We start from the raw sequence: 19,786 nt of genomic DNA, 5'->3' as shown, positions 1-19,786 counted from the left end.
AGGTGGGGTCAAAACCCCACCTGAACCAAGTCTTCTTTATTGGGGGAGATAAACATGAAAGCAGTTACTAAACCCGTTTACATATTATTATTTGTGACATTGCCCCAACTGGTGCTGTTAGGTTGCTTTACTTTTGGCACCGGAGGGTTAAATATTGCATCGATGGCTTATTCGGGTGCTGCAGCTCTGCTGTTAATGGGGATATTTTCAATTTACGCGCTCATTAAACGCAGAGAAAACTCCACGGACACAAGGGTATTCACAGCAATTTCAACTGTGTATGCGTTATTTACAGCATTTATGCTGCTGTTTAATGAAGATTTATTCAATATGACGGGTTTTGTCAGCCCACGTCTGGTTTTTGTCATATTATGTATGATTCCTGTTTTGTATGGCATATACGGTACGGCCTTGAACACAATAATCGCTGAAAAGAGTAATGATACGGCCGGTTATGCTGCAGGATTAATTGCAGTTCCACTTATCTGGTTTGTAACGATGAATATTTTCAGCGGCATCAACTTAAACGCCATACTTATGATCTTTATCATAGCAGGCGTTTATACAATAATGCTGTTGTCAGTGAAAACGCTGCTTGTTTGGAGGCAGGAAAGGACTGACCGTGAATTCAACAGCCCATCGACAAAAAGGTATTATATTATTACAACTATTGTATCGCTGCTGCTGCCGTTGGGAGGTCTGGCAATTAATCAGGGCAACGCCGGTTTATGGTCCAGTGATACTTCTGTTGGCATGTTCGGTGATTTTTCAAGCCCCGCTTTCTATATTATTGCAGTGTTAAACGGATTGCTGATGCTGCTTCCCACGGTAAAGGATAAAAAGCTCAGGCTTTTGGCGTTTTATCTCAAGGCGGTTTGTTATACATATATATTGTATTTTTTCATCGTATTCCTGCCTATTCTCCCCCTGGGAATAGTAGGGCTCATTTTTTACGGGTTGGGAATTTTCATTTTTGCACCTGCCTTTGCTGCTATCTGGCAGAGTCGGCATATCATCAAGGAATGGGCTGTTCTGTCAAAGGCATGGGGAACGCCTGGAATAATAATTGTTTTTTGTGCCGGGATCGTCACCCTGCCCGTCTGCATGATATCTACATTCTGGGGTGATAAGGGCAATTTTGAAACTGCCGTGCGGTATTTGGATCATAACAGTGTTGAGATAACCGAACCGGTTGAGGTTGATTTGGCGCGTCTTGAAAGAGCATTAAAAAATATTACGGGCGGCTATGATTTAACAAGGGGTTGGATGGGTTTTGATTCCGGAAACACACCCATAATATCAGCCTTTTACACAAAGCTCATTCTGGATGGAAAGGTCATATCACAGCACAACTTACTGGCACTTGAAAATCTGTTTTTTGACTCGGGGTACAATCTGATTGACGCGAATCTTTCCAATTCGAATATGGTGAATAACCGGGTACGGCTGGCAGATGTGCAAGGCAAAACAGAGTTTGATGAGGAAATAGGAGTGTACAGGTCATGGGTTGATTTGACACTGAAAAATCCTGCAATAGAGGGAAATGGAGAGTATGTAACTACTTTCAAGCTGCCGGAGGGTGCATATATCAGCGACTATTACCTTGATGTCTCCGGAGATAGAAAAGAGGGTATTCTTGCCGACCGCCGGGCTGCCTTGTTTATTTACCGGCAAATTGTAAACACGCGCCGCGACCCGGGACTGCTGCACTATACAGGCAGGAATACTCTGGAGCTCAGAGTCTTTCCATTCAACGGACACGAAGTGAGGCGGACAGGATTTGAAATTCTTCACAATTATCCATTTAATCTTGACTTGGATAACAAGATTATTTCCTTGGGCGGAGACGCAGTACCAAAAGAAATAGCTGTTGATGGAGCAGTTCTGCTTTCGCCTTGGCAAAAAGCCGGTTTAAAGCATGTTACAAGAACACCTGAATACCACTTTGTTGTTGACTGCTCGAAAAACAGCGACATTGCATGGCATACCGGACAAATTGAAGAATATGCAAAGGCCAATAATATCACCCGGGCTGAAGTGATTTTTTCTTCCTATAAAGTTGAATCCCATTCTCTTGCTGATATGAAGCAGGCACAATTTCAAGCTGAATGCGGGTTCAATTTTGATCGGGCGGTAAGAATGATTCTGAGTAAGGAAAGCAACAAAAACTTTCCGGTTATCATAGCAGTATCAGATAATATGCCCGGAGCCGTTTTTCCCGAAAATATCTATCCTCTATCCGGCAGATTTCCCGAAAGTCCTTTCTATTACGCTTTGAATCACGACCCGACTTTAACACCATACTCTTATGAAGACAATAAGGCGGGAAGCAGAGTAAAGAATCCTATTGTGGAGCCTGTCCTTGACTTCAATGGAATCTATGTATCGGACAATGATGAATGGGAATTGGTGCCGGGCAATATGGAATTGGACAGCATTACTTTTTCAAGCAACCGGTATCAGAACGCTGTTCTTCTTGATGCGGCGCAGCAAAGATATTTGTTGAACGGGAAACCAGACCCTTTGGAATTGGTTCGCGCCGGCTTCAGGGCAAGAATTTTGACACCCCAGACAGCATTTATTGTGGTTGAGACACCGGAGCAGGAAAAGGATCTGCTGGATCTGCAAGAGAGAATTCTAAACAATAATGAACAAATCCCCACCGTAACGCTTGATGAGCCGTCGCTTGTATATGCCATTCTCGTTCTGCTGGTAATACTTTTTATTAAAACACGAAAAACATCTTGCCATAACAGCTAGTAACATACCAGAATGGGCGGCCGATTGATACGCCGGCAATTTTCCCCCACCATTTCTATAGACTAATAAGTTTATAAATTATTAACTTTTCCTTGAGCCTGGAAAGAACCTCCTGCCAGACCTGATCCGACCGCTCTGGTCGTGGTTTTGACAGTGCCTGCAAGACGGGTTTGCCGACCGACGGAGAAGCTGTGCAAGTAGAAATCTGCTTAACTATTTTTTTATAACCCTGCTCCAGATCCGTTCGCCGCTGCACGCATCAATATATTGAACCTCACGCCGTTCACCATATTCAGGGGTACAGGGAGTTCGATCCGCTGAGATTGTCGGGCGGTAAATCAATTGATAACCGCAAGAATCATCTTCCTCGCGTTCCCATACCAGTTCCACATCCAAATGTTCCAGATAGATTTTTAACGCCTCTTGTTCAGTAATCCGGGGGTGGAAATTACGCCCGGCCAGCATCGAAATCATTTCAAAAGAGACACCACTGTAAATGCCAATCTCTCCGGTCGCGGTATGCACACTTACCCTTACAATTTCTAAGTATACAGGTATACCGTTAACGTAAACGTCAAAAGCAAAAAATTCCCGGTCCGGACGTTGGCCATCCTCTGGTTCCTTACTTTCTTGAAGTTGGAGATAATGAGGATACTCGGGGAAAACACGCTGTAAAAAATGCAACGCCTTCTCCAAGCATTCATCCCGGCTCAGTGCAAGGTTTCCTGCGCAAGTGTTGTCTTTATACAATTGGCGAAGGCGCCCGGTGCTTTTTTCGACCACGGCTATAATGGAGTTATCAAACAACCATATGTTAGGAAGTCTCTTGCGCCAGTATGCATCAAAGGAACGATCTTCTACGATTGCAACCGGTTGATGCGCATGCTCTTTTTTCTTCCAGACATAGCGAATATCTTCTTCGTCTTCCTTCTCTCGAACCAAGACAAATAAATGAGGATCGACGCCGATCAGTTTTTCGATATTATTTTCCTGTTGCTCTGGTGCCTGTTGCGGAGGTCGTACGGGATGGCTGCGCGGCATCAGATAGTGGTCAGGCTCAAAAAGATCACGACCCGTTATCGCGTTAAAAGAACGGAGGCACGGCACAGGCTCGTAAACAAGGCGGTATTCCAGGTCTTCAACTTCATGCATAGATGGGTAAAGACGCATAATGCACAGCTTCATTCGCAGGTCTTCCACTATTTGCTGTTTAACTGTTTTTACGTCAGTAATAGACGCCGGCCACGCCGGTTTATTTTTGCAACCGTAATGCTTAAAGTCCGTAATGTTCCCACCGCTGTCCACGGTACAGTTGCATCCCGAGAAAGGAAGAGGCAGTCCGCCTGTTTCCTGCCGGTAGCTGATATGCATATGGCGCCGGCCCGCTTCGATGTGAATCCATGTATATTCTCCCCGGAGGTCAGGCAGATGTTGCTTGATAAATTCATCCGCGATTCTTTTTGCTTGATCAGCAGAGGGGATGGCACAATCCGCACCGCTGCAAGCATTATCTTGATTCTTGTCGATTGATAATTTTATCAATTCGCCTGTTTGCAAATCTAAGGTTATTTCGATATTTGCTTCCGGGTGTTGGGGGTCCTCCCAAATAAAGAGCCTTTCATCTGCTATATTGTCTTCAACTACCAAATGGTAATTCTCGGGGATGGAAACAATGGACGACGCTTTTTCCCGGAGTTTGTTGTATATATATTCCATGGTTATCACCTCGCAAAATCCCTGTTCGTATTTTCCAAGTTTTAAATTTTCCAGTTTATAATTTCCTATCCTGAAAATAAGTATTGGAAGTGTCATCCTGAGCGTTAGCGAAGGATCTTGGGCTTAAGATTCTTCGCTACGCTCAGAATGACATGAAGTTCCTGGATTTTCAGCCTCTGATGGTGCCGCCCTTTATTAATTCGACGTTCTAATGCCAGGGTTTGTTCCTAGAGGATAATAAGCCCAGCGGCAGGCAAAGGGCTAAGAATATTAAAAGGCAGCGCTTGGTGAGAACTAATATAGCACGCCTGGTTGGTGTTTTCTATCCATTTTCCTGCTCGGGCAGGCAGTTACTTGGCTGGGTAGCCGGCAGGCCATACAACGGCAGGATAAATAAAAGGCTTATGATAAACAGCATTCCAGCCGCTTCATATATGGCAACCAGAGAAAAGATTTTTTTGAGCAGGCCCGCCATGCCCATTGTGATAACCATGGCCCCGGTAAACAGAGGGCTTAGAATGCCGTTGACCCGGCCAATAAACTGTTGATCAGTGTTTTGCAGCATTATTGTGTTGATGCCTATGGAGATACAGGGGAATACCAGGCCGCTGACAAACTGTCCCGCCAAGGTCAGCCACGTTGTCGTCGATATACCACATATCGCTATACCGATGGCATCGAAGAACAGACCGAAGATAAGCAGTTTTTGCGGTGCTGCTGCTTTGGCGAAAACCGCGGCCAGTCCGCCGCCCATAATCATCCCCAGCCCGTAGACGGTCAGCAGCCATTTTAAAAATTCCTTTTCCAGTCCGAGTCGTTCCGTAACCAGGAACACACCCATCGGCTGGATTAATCCCAGTGCCAGGCCGGCAGCCAAGAAACAGGCCCCAAGCAGCGTGAGCGCTTTCTTGGAGAGCAGGTAACGAATCCCCGCCACCATCTCTTTTAGGAGTGACGCAGGCACTTTGCTTTCCTCCCTGATATCGGCCGGCAACAGCAATAACAGGGCAGCGGCAGACAGCAGGAAAGTGGTTCCCGTTATAGCAATGGCCACATAAATGCCCAGGGTTTGAAATACAAAGGTGCCCAGCACCGGTCCAAAAACCATAAATACTGCAAAAATGGTTTGGTAAAGCGACATGCCGGCCTGTATCTCCCGGGCGGGTAAATGCATTTTAAACAGCTTTAGCCCGGACGGCTGCGAGAATTGAGACAATATCGCCGAAAACAGGGTGGTGAAAAAAACAGTCTGCCAGGAGCCGAAAATCAGCGCCAGCAATACGGCAAATACCGAAACGGCGCTCAAGACATCGCACCAGATCATCGTCCGTTTGGGCCGCCAGCGGTCGGCAAAGGTGCCCCCGATAAACGAGAAGATAAAGATGGGCGCGAACTCGGCAACCGAAACCATTGAAACGGCGAAGGGATCCCCGCCCGTCATTTCCACTACAAACAGCAACACGGAGAAATTGCGTACCCAGATCCCGATTTGTAAAAAGATTTGTGATAACAGGATGCCTTGCACAACGCTATTGCGATATAGGCTGGATGTGGATGCTGCAGACAATAAAAAACCTCCTTATCGGTTATTCCGGACAGGAGACAGAGTAAAACAAAAAGAGCCGGTACTCGCGTACTCAAATGTTCCTTTTGTAATATATAAAAATACACACTAATCCCATCCAGAAAATAATTTCGTATTACGAATGTTTTTTAGGGAATAGGATTAGTCGATCATTAGTTTAGAAGTCACCCTTTCAAGTAAATTTAACCTGACTAACTTGGCGTAAGTCTCCCACTTCTATAAGTGGGAGTACAACACCAACTAAGTCATGCATTTTGCAGTTCTAAAATTCAGGGGGAGTTGAATCTCCCCCTGAATTTTAGAACTTGCTTCAATAGGCTTTAGTGAACTTAATTATTATATGCGCTTTTTTATCCACTGTAAATACTATTGGGTGAAATCTCATGTCTGCGGGTCGTTTTCGGGAAAGCATTTGTTATTAACCAAGATAATTCTCATTATTTTCCCTATTAGGATCAATAACATTAATAAATTGAAGAGTTTTACTGTCTGTTGATATTTCGACTTCTGTTTTCTGTCCTTGTTCATCCGTTACGATGATCCGAACAAATATTTCATGGGCCATATAATTACCTGATTCAGAAAAGGGTTTCCCATATTCAATACTGCTTTCATCAAGGGATGCAGATATATCCTCAAATTCTGCACTAGTTGCTTTAACTCCAGAATGTTTTTCTGAAAACTGTTTGGCTAAGTCTAAGTATTCATTACAATTCTTATACTTTTCTCTTAGCTTTTCAAGATTATATGGTATAGTTGTTTCTTTTTTTTCCCATTCTTTTGATGCAGAAACTCTAGCGCCAGATATAGCTTCTATGACAAAACTGTAAACTGGTGGTGCATCTGAAATTTCACTACCCGTTTCTATAATATCACCTTTCCAATATGCCTTAGCAACTTCAGGATCAACAAAATGGGACATATAGATTGTCTTGCCATTTAGGTCAACCTTAAACATATCCCAAAGATATTGGGCTCCAATTTCAGCTGCTTGGTCTACAGGTAATGCACCAGAGTTTATAGATCGCATAACCTTGTTCTCTAAAATTTTGTAATCAGCTTTAACATAGTCTTCAGCTTTATCAACAATTGTAGTACTAACGTTGTACGTTGTAGAAATGGATTCCTCCTTATCCAATGCCATTGCCATTGCCACATTGTTCGCTCCTGCAAAAACCGTACTACATAACGTAATAGCCATTGCACTTGCTACTACCGTCCTGCAAATATTCTTTTTCTTTGTTCCCATTGTTTGTTTCATAAATAAATCTCCTTTGTAAATTGATTTAGTGATAAACACAAATAGAATATAAATCCATAATATTATTGAGTTATTATGAACTTGTTATAGACTTGTAAAAGTTAATTTTACTATGGTACCAACATTGGGTAATGATTCGATTGAAAGTACAGCATTATGGCAATTAGCTATTTGTTCACAGATAGAAAGTCCAAGTCCTACGCCACCTTTTGCCCGGTTGCGTGATTTATCCACCCGATAAAACGGGTCTGTTACTTTATTGATTTCATTTTGTGGAATACCCCAACCATTATCCTGAACAGATAAAACTCTACAGCCATTTTCAATATAAGCATTCCATACAATAATACCTCCAGGATTACAGGCTTTTATTGCATTATCAGTAAAATTGACAAGCAAACTCTGTAGTAAATCCTTATCTCCATAGGTAGAATCAATATCAATTTTCCATTTAAGTGATATTTGATTTTCAGCCAATTTTGCTGCAAGAGATTTCTGTGAATGTTCAAATAAACTGTTTACATCGACTACTTTCATTTTAATTACCTGATTTCTTAATGTGGCTAGCTCTAAAAGCCGGTTTGATATATTGAGCATGTATTGGCTTTCGGACATAATATAACTGGCAGCAAACATTTTTTCCTCATCGCTAATGGTGGTTTTCTGGATATACTCAGCAAACCCATAAACTGAAGTAAGAGGGGTACGTATCTCATGAGCTAAGTTATCCACAAATTGCTGTTTCTGCTCAAACGCCTCTGCTAATTGGGTAATACGACGTTGAATCTCCTCTGCCATGTTATTGAAACTCTCTGCCATTTCAGCAAGTTCATGACGACCAGACACGATAATACGATTATCATATTGTCCATTAGCAATTTTTCTTGATGCCATAGATACCATATCTAGTGGTTCAAAGACACGATTGAGAATCAATTGAAGGCTTACAGCTAAAATAATAGTAAATATGATGCCAACCAACAATAAAATACGCTGTGTTGTCTGCCATGCTTTTAAATTGCCAGAAATATCGTGAAGATACTGGATGCTAAATCTATTATCTGTTCCCGGCAACTCTCCAACGACCTTAAAATAAACACTATCACCTATATTTTGAAAAGTGGCTTTTCTAATACCGGGCTCAATAGCATAAGATGTTAATTTATTTGAACGTTCTGGTAAATTACTATATATAATTTTTCCTTGGGAAAGTAATTCTAAATACACACCTTGTTTTTGATAATACTCTGCATAGAAATTAAAAAGCTGCTCTATTGCATCGCCTAAGTTCCCTCCCCTGTCAACTATAGCCATGAGATCTTTACCAAAAGATGATGAAATAAAGTAATGTTCATTTATTCCACGCTCCTTTATAATATCCATCTGATTGTTAATAATAAAAACTGAAATAAAAAGTAGACTAGAGAAGAATACTATTAAAAATAAGGCAAAGGTTGCAATAAATGTTCTAAACTTCAATCTAACACCTCAAGTCTATATCCCAATTTGTATACTGTCTTTATGTAATTACCTAAACCTAGTTTTTTTCTTAACTTTGTGATATGAACATCAACCGTTCTTGTGTCACCTTCAAAATCATAACCCCATGCCAGCTCCAATAGCTTATCGCGTGAAAGAGCAATATTACGGTTTCGAATCAAAACCACCAGCAAATCGAACTCTTGCGGTGTAATATCAACCAATTTATTATTAAGAAAGGCTTGTCGACCATCTAAATCTACTCGAACATTATTCAGTACAAAAAACTTTTGCTCCTTATTTGTTCGACGAAGCACAGCTTCAACTCTTGCTTGTAACTCTAACATTTCAAAAGGTTTCACAATATAATCATCAGCACCTAATGTCAGACCCTTAACCCGGTCTGAAAGAGAACTCTTTGATGTAAGAAAGATAACGGGTATGTCCATTTCTTTTACTGTCTCTAAAACTTCATAACCATTCATTTTAGGTAGCATTATATCCAATAATATTAAATCAAAAGTGTATCTTTGTATAATTTCAAGCACACCTTCACCATCGTATACAGATATACACTCATGACCTACTAGTTTTAGATTTCTATTAATTAAAATATTAATAGGCATTTCATCCTCAACAATTAAGATTAATGCCATAAATTCACCCCTTTTCTTTTTCTAAACTTTTTAAGTATAAAATATAGGCGATTCTAGCTAACCTATATCAATATCATATATTACTATAATTGAGTCTCCTACAAAACCAAAAACTCAAAAAAAGAGTATGTCATCGCGACCTCTGCATCCGCTATAATAAAAATTGACCGGGAACATAAGTTAATCAGACAAATATCTAGAGAAACTGCTCTTTCCCGGCAACTATCCGCAAAATACTTTATGGTTCGCTAGAAGAAGCTACACGTTACAAACGTAAAACACCTCCGCCGACACCACTTAAAGAGCAATACGTACCAATCATCAGAGATTGGATAATCGAAAACCTAAATGCCCCCCAAACAACGTTACACCGCTAACCGTATCTTTGAACGCATCCAAGAAGAGGAAGGCTTTACAGGTGGTGAATCAAGGCTTCGGGGATGGGTCAGGGGAAATTGTCAATGGCCATTTAAAGGGGGCGAGTTTTATTTTCCTTTATTTGGCCATTTGTGCGGGTTTTTCGTGACCGTTTATGTGGATTTTATCATGTTGTAAACGTCAATATCAAATGTACCAAAAATGCTAATATTTTTTGTTCCACTTGGCATCAAATACATCTTAAAAATACCAGTAATTAATTTCCAAATATGGTTTTTCTATTTTCCAGTCTGTAGCTTGGACCACGCGGAAGGCGGTGCAATTACCGGCAATGAGATGATTATTCTTGTGCCTATGTCCTTGCGGCTTAAGATTTCGACAGTTCCCCGGTGCCGGTCAATTATCCATTTAGCGATTGACAGTCCAAGACCTGTGCCGCCTGTCTTGCGTGCACGAGAATCATCAGCACGAAAAAATCTATCGAATACATGGGGGATATCCTGGGGAGGAATGCCAATACCGGTGTCCTGGACTACTACTTTTGCATAATCACCGTCACGGCTCGTAGTGACAGATATTGCACCATCATAGGGAGTGTACTTTACACTGTTGTCAATAAATATCCTGATCGCCTGTTTGATCAGCTGTATATCGCCTATAGTATAAACGTTGCTATCAGTCTTTGATTTAAACTCATGATTGGGGTCTATCATAACCGTTTCACGCATTATTTCCGCTACAAGCTCGCTAAGGTTAATTTCCTCCATACTAAGCTGCATCGAATCATTATCACCTCTGGCAAGGAAGAGCAACTGTTCCACCAAGTCCTTCATGTTGTCTGCTTCGCTTTTAATTGCTTCAATGGATTCCTGGAGAGCTTCTTCGTCATTCTTTCCCCATCGGTCCAAGAGATTGGCATATCCCTGGATGACCGCAATAGGCGTACGTAATTCATGGGAAGCATCAGATACAAAGCGTATCTGCGAACGATATGCTTCGTTAATGCGGTCGAGCATACCGTTTATCGCACCTGCTAAATCCTTTAACTCGTTTTGATCTGAGCTGATTGATATTCTCGTGTCCAAATCTGTGGCATTTATTGTATCGATTGTTCCTGTTAAGTCGCGCAGTTGTGCAATGGGCTGAGCGGTTTGGGTTGTATTGATGTTTTTTGCACTTTGAGTTAAATCAGCAATCGGCTGGAGAGCACGTTTCATCGCTTTTGCTCCTTTACCAATGCTGCCGGCAAAAAACAAGAGTTCAAAAATCATTGTTACAAATAAAGCCGGCAAGAATACCGACAGGTAATCTCCTATGTTGTACTCTACGGCATAATATGAGCCCTGATCAGGCAAAGCAACCCAAACCCTGTATTTAATGCCGTCAAGATTTTCCCCAAAGGAATCTGTACCGGGCTCGGTAATAACTTGCCGAATTGCTCCCCGCATATGTTCCGGGAATGGGACATTTAATATCTTGGGCAATTTGACGCCCTCTGGTTTTTCTTCAATAATGTAGTCTTGCTCCGCCATTGTTTTAGCCGCGTTAGCTAAATATGACTCAGCGCGATATCCAAGCACTCCTGCAAAGAGCGAGAGCATAATAATATTGATCCATAAGAAACTCAAAAACACCTGTGATAGATGCCAGGTGTTAAGTTTAAAAACCAGTGAAGAATTAACCTTTTTAGTTTCATTCATCTCTAATCACATACCCCACTCCACGGACGGTGTGAATAAGTTTGATCCCGAAAGGTTCATCAATCTTAGAACGTAAATAACGGACATAAACGTCTATGGTATTTGTATCTCCCGTATAGTCAAAACCCCATACTTTCTCCAGTAAAGTTTCACGGGTTAAAACAATTCCTTTATTTTCAAGGAGAAATTGCAGCAGGCTAAATTCCTTTTTGGTTAACTCTATAGCAACATTGTTTACCGCCGCCAAATGTCGTTCTATATCCAGGGTGAGACCACAAGCGGATAAGCTTTTGACCATCGTTACGTTCACTTTTTTCCGCAATGCGTTACGAATTCGCGCCAGCAGTTCTTCTATGGCAAAAGGTTTGGTCAGATAATCATCCGCGCCGCTATCCAAGCCCGTGACCTTATCCACGGTGGTATCACGGGCAGTCAACATTATAACCGGCATGGAGGAACTTCTGCGAATACGCCGAAGTACCTCCATGCCGTTCAAGCCGGGCAGCATAATGTCCAGGATCACAATGTCAAAGGAGCCGGCCAAAGCCAAATCCAAACCAATTCGGCCGTCGTAAGCTTTTTCCACTTTATATCCTTCGTATAATAGCTCCATCTCAATAAACCGGGCTAGTTTTTCCTCATCTTCAATGAGGAGAATCTTCTCATTCATAAATTCACCTGCATATTTTCTATTGAGATTTACGACCCTCTATAATTTCTTTTTTCAAGTTTTCGGCAGCATCGGCGGCAGTGCCCATTACACGGTTTACATCTGTTTTCTCAAGATCAGGGCCTTTAAATACGTAGCGGTAGCCAAAAAACAAACCAATTACAACAAGTGGAACAATAAACCAAAAAGCAAAGATTAAAAACAGTACGAGAATAGTTACCGGTACGGCAATCACGTATTTGCCATTTCGCCTAACCTCAAATGAGTTTTCATTACCTTTGGAGATTATGTAGCCGCACCATTTAAAAAATTTATTTACTATACCGGTAAATGTTTTACCGTTTTCCGTGTTCTTTTCCCGGCTGGTGCCGAAACTTTCTTTTTCCGGTTCAGCTTGATTCTTTGAATTGTAATAACCGCCGTTTGGTGGCGGCTGAACTTTACCGTTGCGCTCCAAATAGATCAACGCGTCAAGGAGATCGTTACCTGAAGCTTCCAGCGCGGTTTTTGCTTCGTCGTATGTAACGTTTGCCTTTTCTATTAATTTTTCAACTTGTTCAATGGTAGCCATAATAAACCCCTCCAGTAAATCGTTTATGACATGATTATAACCACCAAAGCTTTAATTTTAATGTGAATAAGATTAGAAAGAGATTAAAAAATATAAAAAACCGAATTGTATCTGGAATAGATTCCTACAATTTCAAACCCGGGTCCGTCGTTTGAGGAATCTGCTCTTACCGGACTATCTATGAAGACTGTATTAGAGCTAAAGAAAGAACTGGAAAACTAAAAATAAAAATGAAGCTCAAAAGGTGCTTTCGGCTTGAATGACACATTATCTATTGAACATAAAATTTTTCAGATACCAAGTCGGTACAGGGTGGTTCAAATTATCAAACCAAGAGAGAACATCCCTTGCCTGATTTTTCATTGTGGTAATTTCTTTTTCGCCAAACGGAATTGCCCAATAAATTGACGAGAGAGTATTGCCCCTTACTCAATATCCGGTAAGAAAGGGCTGGTGGAGCATGATTCAGAATTACCAGATCTACTTCATCTGTTTTAAGTAATGATGTTATTATGGCAAGCAATTCTAACTCTTTTTCAAAATAACGGCTAGGGGGAAAGTCACCGTCGACAAGAACCGCCAGGTCAATATCGCTGACGGGAGTCTGTTTTCCCTCCGCGTATGACCCAAAAAGAAAAATGGCTACAATATCCCCGTCAATTCTCATTTTTTCAATCAGCAACGGAATATATTCCATGACGTTATGTTCTATCTTTTTAAAACGATACAAACTCATCACCACGATCTTTTTCTTGAATATGAATACCTTTATTTTACCATAATTCTCAGTACAAAACTTTATATTTGTACTCTCGATGCATATCAGATAAAACCATACTAAGCCAATGGGTGCTTTTCAGCTTTACGATTTGTCCCGCAACATATACCAAAGGTTTGTATCGGTACCAACCACTTTAAAACCATATTGGTTATTTTTCCACTTGTTCTTTTATCATCTTTAACATTTCAATCCGTATCCAACCGCTATAAGGCCTTATAACCGCCCAATATAAACGGAACGAGGATTTTGCCTGTTCCCCCAGGCATAAAATCCTGGTCTCAGTTGACAATGTTACAGTACCATCGGCATTTTGTTCTATGTAAAAATTCCAGGCAACTTTGCCATAACCTGTTTGATTAAAATTAGTAAAATTGGTAACGTTTGATAATTGGATCATATCCGCGGTTAGGTGCCAAAATTTCCCCACCAGTCCTATGACAATCTCCTGATTTTTAATCTCCTCAAGCAGAAAAAAACCTCCATTCTTTATCAATTGCTCAATTGATAACCCTGATGGCTCTTGTTTTTCCGGTTTTCTGTCCGGGCTTAAACGGTAAGGAATGCTTCGCAATGACAGAAGGGGTTTGATAACTTTGGATTTGCTCATGTCTAAATTGTAAATAGCTTCAAATACCTTCTCCGGCGAAGACTGAATAACAATATTGTGCCTTTCATCAAAATCGTATTCAGACAAATAGCAGTTAAGTCTCTGGGTTTCTGTAGGCTCACTTATTTTAGCACTCCTAAAAACCCAGTAAAGGAACACATGAACCAAGAATGCAACGAGAATAAAAGACACAAAAACTTTCAAGTAAATACCTCCTCACTCCAGTTAAATACAGTGCATCTTGGCAGACTACGGCACCTGGACACCTTTAGAATCCCCCGGCATCTGCTTAGCCCCCGGCTTACCATATCTACGCCCGGAGCGGGAAACGGTGTTAAACAGGGTTTTGTATTCTATTGAAAGCTTTTTTCCCACCAATCAGATACAAAAGTCCAATCGAAATGGCAATCACAACTCCCAACGAATGATTTTTTATTTCAGTCTAAATCTATACGGCGTGATTCAACCGGATGCTTCTCATTACAGGCTTTTTTCTCCTCAAACACATGCCCGATCAAACCCCGTAACGCCAGGCGCATTTGCCTTTTAGCTTCTAGCAGTGGCTCCCGCATTTCTTCGGGCAGTTTTTCAAGGACTCTTTTTTCAACCAGCCGGTGAATTTTTTGTAGTTCTTTAACCGGGCAGGCTTCACAGTCTCTGTTTGTCATTTTTTACACCCCCAAACCTTATTTTCAGTGCATCGTCCTCCAGTTTTGCCCCTATTGCGTCCCGTCCCAGAAGTTTACGGGGCAAAAACACATTTCGCTTGTAATCGCCCACCCTGACGGTAAGTTCATCTCCCTTCTGGGACAGTGAGATAGCCCCTTTCTCCACAAAGGGCAGCGCCATTTCCAATACATATCCGTCAACAGTCTGGCTTATCTTCTGTGATTGCCCGTGGAAAAAGAACTGTTCGGGAGGATTTTCTCCAAAACACTCTCTGCCCATTATTTCAAGGGCTTCAAAACCCGTAACTTCCTCCATGAACAACGGCACTGTGAAAATAGGCACCGGGTTGAACTGGTCTTTGATGTACCGGAGGTAGGTATGGTGTATTTCTCCCCATTTTTCGAAATACTGTCCCAGGTTCACCGAAGGCAGCAACCGGTTAACGATCACGGCGTCGGTATTGAAACCATACAAGTTCAAATACATGAAGCTCCTTTCGGCTTCCCTGATGACCATTTTCTCGGGATTTACCACGATCCTGACGGAAGTCACCTCCTGGTCGGTCAACACCTCGTGCATTTCCCTGAGTTGTTGAAACAACTCCGCAATACTGTCCATGGTATCATCACCCGGCAGGGGTACTCCAAACAACGGCTTGGATATGGGGCGGGCTATTTTAAGTAGGAGTTTTTCAACCGGGAATATCTTTTCCAGCCACCACTTAAGGACCTCGGGAAAACTAAGCAACCTGAGGGTTTCGCCCGTGGGGGCGCAGTCAACAATCAAAACATCGTATTTCCCTTCCCTGCAATGGTTAAGGATTTCAAGCATGCTAAACAGTTCTTCCAAACCCGGGAAAACAACCAGTTCCTCCTCAGTAATGTCTTTTATGTTTTGAGATATGAGCAGTGCCGAAAGGTACTCCTGCACCTTACCCCAACTCTTCTCCGCGCTGAACAGGGCGCTTATTTCCTGGGCCCATAAGTTCTCTCGTATTTTGACCGGCTCATCGTTTAATCCCAGGTCAAAAGAATCTCCAAGGCTGTATGCGGCATCCGTGCTGACCACAATTGTTCTTTTTCCCGACGCAGCGGAAGCGATAGCTGTTGCTGCGGCCAAACTGGTCTTGCCGACACCGCCTTTTCCTGTGTAAAGAATAACCCTCATTTTAGCACTCCCCCTAAATTTTAAGCTCGATTATTACGCACATCATAACTTACGATAAATAATTATTTCGTATTACGAAATATATTTAGAAAAAAATTGCATTGCGTAATTCACTTATTATTCTATTTCGATGTTTCTTCTGTATTGGCCCGGTTTTTTATCGGAGTTCGTTTCACTTTTTTGGAATCCCAGAACTACTTTTCGAATTAATTGCACAGCCATATCAAATTCTTCTTTGGTGATTAGACTTCGTATCCTGTTAAGAAAATCATGGAAATGTTTTTTTAAATCCTCAACTAAAGTTTTGCCGTTGTCCGTTAGGGATACGGTCACGACCCTACGATCTTCTTCACTCCTGCCTCTTTTTAACAGTCCTTTTTTAACCAGGCGGTCGACAATCCCGGTGGCTGTACTCATAGGCACAGACATACCCTGGGCCAGGTTGCTCATGGTGACAGTTTGATGCTTCTCGGAGAGCATTAAGGCTAAAAGCTCAAACCTGGATATAGACAGTTCTAAGGTAATGAGCTCTTCAGGTACAACAATCTTCCGAATATTATCCAGTATAAATTCGTATATATCGATATTGCTGCTCAAGAAATAACACCTCGTGGATTTAATTACAGATGACGAATATTTCAGTTAACAAAATATCACGTAAATTATTTTTTGTCAAGAGAAGAGTTTCGAATACGGACTTTTTGAAATCAATTTTAACATTTGCTTCTAAAAATATCTCACTCAGAGACTCAAAATCAAATGTGTTGGTTCCACATGTCGCTTTTGCCTTTCCTTGTTGCTCATAATTAATTTCAATACATCAAATGTGTTGGTTCCACTGTAGTAACTTTTAAATAAAGGAGAGATTTAACTAAATTTCAATACATCAAATGTGTTGGTTCCACTGATCCCCCGCCTTCTAGTCCAACCGGTTTGTATGTATTTCAATACATCAAATGTGTTGGTTCCACATCCATCTTTGGTTATTTCTGCTTCAATTACACCAATTTCAATACATTAAATGTGTTGGTTCCACGATCGTGCCAACTAAAGAGAAAGCGCAGGAATTGCATTTCAATACATCAAATGTGTTGGTTCCACTTAGAGGAAAGAGGCTTTTTGTTTTCTCTGCTCACATTTCAATACATCAAATGTGTTGGTTCCACACACGCCAAAGACTTGGCCGGGCCTGGTGTATTCCTATTTCAATACATCAAATGTGTTGGTTCCACTTCATTCTTTTTTCTTTCTCCTGTTTCCATATCAATATTTCAATACATCAAATGTGTTGGTTCCACTAGTTTGCATATATCGGCGTTCCACCCGCTATTCTATTTCAATACATCAAATGTGTTGGTTCCACCTTACACCCAGCCGAATCAAACGCAACCAGGAAATAAATTTCAATACATCAAATGTGTTGGTTCCACAAATTAAACACTTTAATTTGGGTTAAGGGTAAGATATTTCAATACATCAAATGTGTTGGTTCCACTATTTTATTGATTTCATTGGCCTTCACGTACTCATATTTCAATACATCAAATGTGTTGGTTCCACTTAAAAACCATAGCCAATGAGACTGATCTATCAGTATATAATGGTCCCAGGAAATGCGACACGATTTTGCAGGGGATAAGCGACACCAATCTCGAAGTAAACTGAGAAGTGAAAGGAGCACATCCCCATGCAAAAAAAACAGTGGTCACCAGAGCAAAAATTGCAGATCGTTTTAGAAGCCCTAAAAGAAGAACGCCACATAGGCGAAATTGCCTCGGAATACGGGGTACATGTCAGTGTGATACACCGCTGGAAGAAGGAGCTCTTAGAAGGCGCTGACAAGGTATTCGCCACCTCTAAGAGTGCTAAGGCAGCTGCCCAAGAAAAGCGCAAACAAGAAGAAACCATCGAAAACTTATACGCGCAAGTCGGCCGTCTAACAACACAGTTGGATTGGCTTAAAAAAAAATCTGGCGGTATCTTACCCCGTGAATGAACGAAAAGCTATGGTGGATTGGGATATCTCAAATTCACACTTAACCATAAAAGCTCAGGCCGGGCTATTATCTTTGAATCGAACTGGTCTATACTGGACTGCCAAAAAGGTGTCTAAACACGAAGTGGAAATTAAGCACCTAATAGATAAGATCCACACGCAGCACCCATTTAAAGGCTCCAGGCGGATTGTTGACGACATTAATAACATGGATGGCGTAGATTATAAGGTCAACCGCAAACGCATTCAACGATATATGCGGGAAATGGGAATACGGGTGATTTACCCCGGCCCCAACCTCAGCAAACGTAATAGGGCCCAGTATGTATACCCATACCTGCTTCGCAATGTCAAACCGGCCCACCCTAACCATGTCTGGGGAATCGACATTACGTATTGTGCCATGCAAGGCCGTTGGATGTACCTGGTGGCCATCATTGACTGGTATTCCAGAATGATTGTTGGATACGAGCTTTCCGATACGATGAATAAGGAATTTGTGATTAAGGCTGTAAAAAAAGCCATCGAAACGCACGGAGCCCCTATCATATTGAATAGTGATCAGGGCAGTCAATTTACCAGCCCTGTTTATATAAATACGCTGAAAGAACATGGCATTAAGATTAGCATGGACGGTAAAGGTAGGGCCCTGGATAACGCCATTGCAGAGCGCTTTTGGAGAACCATCAAATGGGAAGATATTTATTTAAAGAACTACGAAACCCCTCGTGCTCTCCGCCAAGGAATTACTGCTTTCATGCGTTATTACAATTTCGAGCGCCCGCACACATCTATTGGCAAGAAGACTCCAGCGGATGTTTATTATGCTACTACTAACTTACCACAGCAATCTGCATAACCAGGATATTTGAAAGTGGGGATTAAATAAATGGCCAATTGGCTACTGAGTTAATATTTTGAGAACACCGCTGTCAAACCTTAAGCAAGCTGATGTGAACAAAGAGACCGCCGGTCTTGACTCCATGTGCTGTTTAATGGGTAACCCGACCGACGGATATACGCCAAAAAATCAATTGTCTACGGTCGGGTTTATTAAGCCTAGCACATGGAGTCAAGACTCTCCGCTTCGCTCCGACCGCAAGCGGCGGCTAAGCGTTGTAAATGGGGATAACTACCCCTCCCTCTGGAGACCGCCATGTTTTCTAATTATTGTGAAATATTAGTTGGCTCAGTATACATTAACCTTATTGCGTCTTTCTAACGCATCGAAACATTCAGTCGGAAAGGTTTTTATGTTAATGCTATACCCAGTGTCGCTTTGAATTTAAAAAAATCGTGTCTTGACATTGGGGTCCATTGTAGTATTTCAATACATCAAATGTGTTGGTTCCACATTATGCCTATACGTCAGGCACTTTCTACTCAGGAATTTCAATACATCAAATGTGTTGGTTCCACCAAACTCACCGTAGGCTACTGGCATCCCCAAGGTTTATTTCAATACATCAAATGTGTTGGTTCCACACTTCCTGGCTTCATCGGTTACCTCGGTGTAAACGGATTTCAATACATCAAATGTGTTGGTTCCACCTTCTTAACTACCTGTTCAGTTTTTTGCTTAACCGGTATTTCAATACATCAAATGTGTTGGTTCCACAACTAATTAATCCAATCTTTGCACTTACATTAGCTATTTCAATACATCAAATGTGTTGGTTCCACTGGTCAAGTCCACTTAAATAGAAGTTCGCGAACCACATTTCAATACATCAAATGTGTTGGTTCCACGTCCATTTCACCTTTGCCAAGGATATGCAGTATTGGATTTC

Annotated in this window: 15 protein-coding genes and 2 CRISPR repeat arrays (1 of these 17 only partly in view); of the genes, 2 read left to right on the top strand and 13 right to left on the bottom strand. The window is 41.6% G+C overall.

The genetic code is table 11. From position 1 onward, the window contains the following. Nucleotides 1–54: 54 nt before the first annotated feature. The gene (locus DESGI_RS02745; protein WP_006524031.1) at nt 55–2,760 is read left to right on the top strand and encodes an MSEP-CTERM sorting domain-containing protein; all 2,706 of its coding nucleotides are present in this window, start codon (nt 55–57) and stop codon (nt 2,758–2,760) included. A 213-nt stretch (nt 2,761–2,973) separates the two neighbouring features. Here the strand turns inward: DESGI_RS02745 and DESGI_RS02740 are convergent, their stop codons facing one another. The 13 genes from DESGI_RS02740 to DESGI_RS02680 form a co-directional block, all read right to left on the bottom strand. Next, nucleotides 2,974–4,476 (bottom strand): DUF4901 domain-containing protein, encoded by a 1,503-nt coding sequence (locus DESGI_RS02740; protein WP_006524032.1) that lies wholly within the window; start codon nt 4,474–4,476, stop codon nt 2,974–2,976. Between the two features lie 322 nt (nt 4,477–4,798). Then, entirely contained in the window at nt 4,799–6,043 is a 1,245-nt protein-coding gene (locus DESGI_RS02735; RefSeq protein ID WP_006524033.1) for an MFS transporter, read from the bottom strand. Nucleotides 6,044–6,479: 436 nt separating this feature from the next. Beyond that, nucleotides 6,480–7,322: a hypothetical protein gene (locus tag DESGI_RS02730; protein ID WP_006524034.1), complete on the bottom strand. Its 843-nt coding sequence runs from the start codon at nt 7,320–7,322 to the stop codon at nt 6,480–6,482. An 84-nt stretch (nt 7,323–7,406) separates the two neighbouring features. Beyond that, entirely contained in the window at nt 7,407–8,801 is a 1,395-nt protein-coding gene (locus DESGI_RS02725) for a HAMP domain-containing sensor histidine kinase (protein WP_006524035.1), read from the bottom strand. Next, nucleotides 8,798–9,457, bottom strand: a complete 660-nt coding sequence (locus DESGI_RS02720; protein WP_006524036.1) for a response regulator transcription factor — start codon at nt 9,455–9,457, stop codon at nt 8,798–8,800. Before DESGI_RS02720 ends, DESGI_RS02725 begins: the two co-directional genes overlap by 4 nt. A 656-nt stretch (nt 9,458–10,113) precedes the next feature. Further along, nucleotides 10,114–11,535: a sensor histidine kinase gene (locus DESGI_RS02715; RefSeq protein ID WP_041284745.1), complete on the bottom strand. Its 1,422-nt coding sequence runs from the start codon at nt 11,533–11,535 to the stop codon at nt 10,114–10,116. Continuing rightward, complete coding sequence (locus DESGI_RS02710; protein WP_006524038.1) at nt 11,528–12,205, bottom strand: response regulator transcription factor; 678 nt, start codon at nt 12,203–12,205, stop codon at nt 11,528–11,530. Before DESGI_RS02710 ends, DESGI_RS02715 begins: the two co-directional genes overlap by 8 nt. Before the next feature lie 19 nt (nt 12,206–12,224). Next, nucleotides 12,225–12,776 carry a DUF4342 domain-containing protein gene (locus tag DESGI_RS02705; RefSeq protein ID WP_006524039.1) on the bottom strand — a complete coding sequence of 184 codons (552 nt, stop codon included), beginning with the start codon at nt 12,774–12,776 and terminating at the stop codon, nt 12,225–12,227. 325 nt (nt 12,777–13,101) lie between these two features. Continuing rightward, a complete protein-coding gene (gene mntA, locus DESGI_RS02700; RefSeq protein WP_052543919.1) occupies nt 13,102–13,506 on the bottom strand; it encodes a type VII toxin-antitoxin system MntA family adenylyltransferase antitoxin in 405 nt (134 codons plus the stop codon). A gap of 199 nt (nt 13,507–13,705) precedes the next feature. Beyond that, nucleotides 13,706–14,368, bottom strand: a complete 663-nt coding sequence (locus DESGI_RS22840; RefSeq protein ID WP_006524041.1) for a hypothetical protein — start codon at nt 14,366–14,368, stop codon at nt 13,706–13,708. 233 nt (nt 14,369–14,601) lie between these two features. Further along, nucleotides 14,602–14,832 (bottom strand): hypothetical protein, encoded by a 231-nt coding sequence (locus DESGI_RS02690; RefSeq protein ID WP_006524042.1) that lies wholly within the window; start codon nt 14,830–14,832, stop codon nt 14,602–14,604. Next, nucleotides 14,813–16,000, bottom strand: coding sequence for an ArsA family ATPase (locus DESGI_RS02685; protein WP_006524043.1), 1,188 nt, complete (start codon nt 15,998–16,000; stop codon nt 14,813–14,815). Before DESGI_RS02685 ends, DESGI_RS02690 begins: the two co-directional genes overlap by 20 nt. Nucleotides 16,001–16,117: 117 nt before the next feature. Further along, on the bottom strand, nt 16,118–16,597 hold the full coding sequence (locus tag DESGI_RS02680) for a MarR family winged helix-turn-helix transcriptional regulator (protein WP_006524044.1): 480 nt from the start codon (nt 16,595–16,597) through the stop codon (nt 16,118–16,120). Nucleotides 16,598–16,809: 212 nt separating this feature from the next. Then, nucleotides 16,810–17,560: direct repeats of the CRISPR family, unit length 30 nt; unit sequence ATTTCAATACATCAAATGTGTTGGTTCCAC. Between the two features lie 127 nt (nt 17,561–17,687). On the opposite strand from DESGI_RS02680, the gene DESGI_RS02670 reads away from it, so the two are divergent. Beyond that, a protein-coding gene (locus DESGI_RS02670) for an IS3 family transposase (protein ID WP_492207322.1) occupies nt 17,688–18,855 on the top strand; the annotation gives its coding sequence in 2 pieces (ribosomal slippage) (nt 17,688–17,969 and nt 17,971–18,855; 1,167 coding nt in all). Nucleotides 18,856–19,320: 465 nt separating this feature from the next. Beyond that, nucleotides 19,321–19,786: direct repeats of the CRISPR family, unit length 30 nt; unit sequence ATTTCAATACATCAAATGTGTTGGTTCCAC (it continues 156 nt past the right edge of the window).

This window comes from Desulfoscipio gibsoniae DSM 7213 (genome assembly GCF_000233715.2).
GTDB classification, from domain to species: Bacteria; Bacillota; Desulfotomaculia; order Desulfotomaculales; family Desulfallaceae; genus Sporotomaculum; species Sporotomaculum gibsoniae.
The sequence above is the reverse complement of the archived record's forward strand: the minus strand, read 5'-3'. Positions and strand labels throughout refer to the sequence as shown.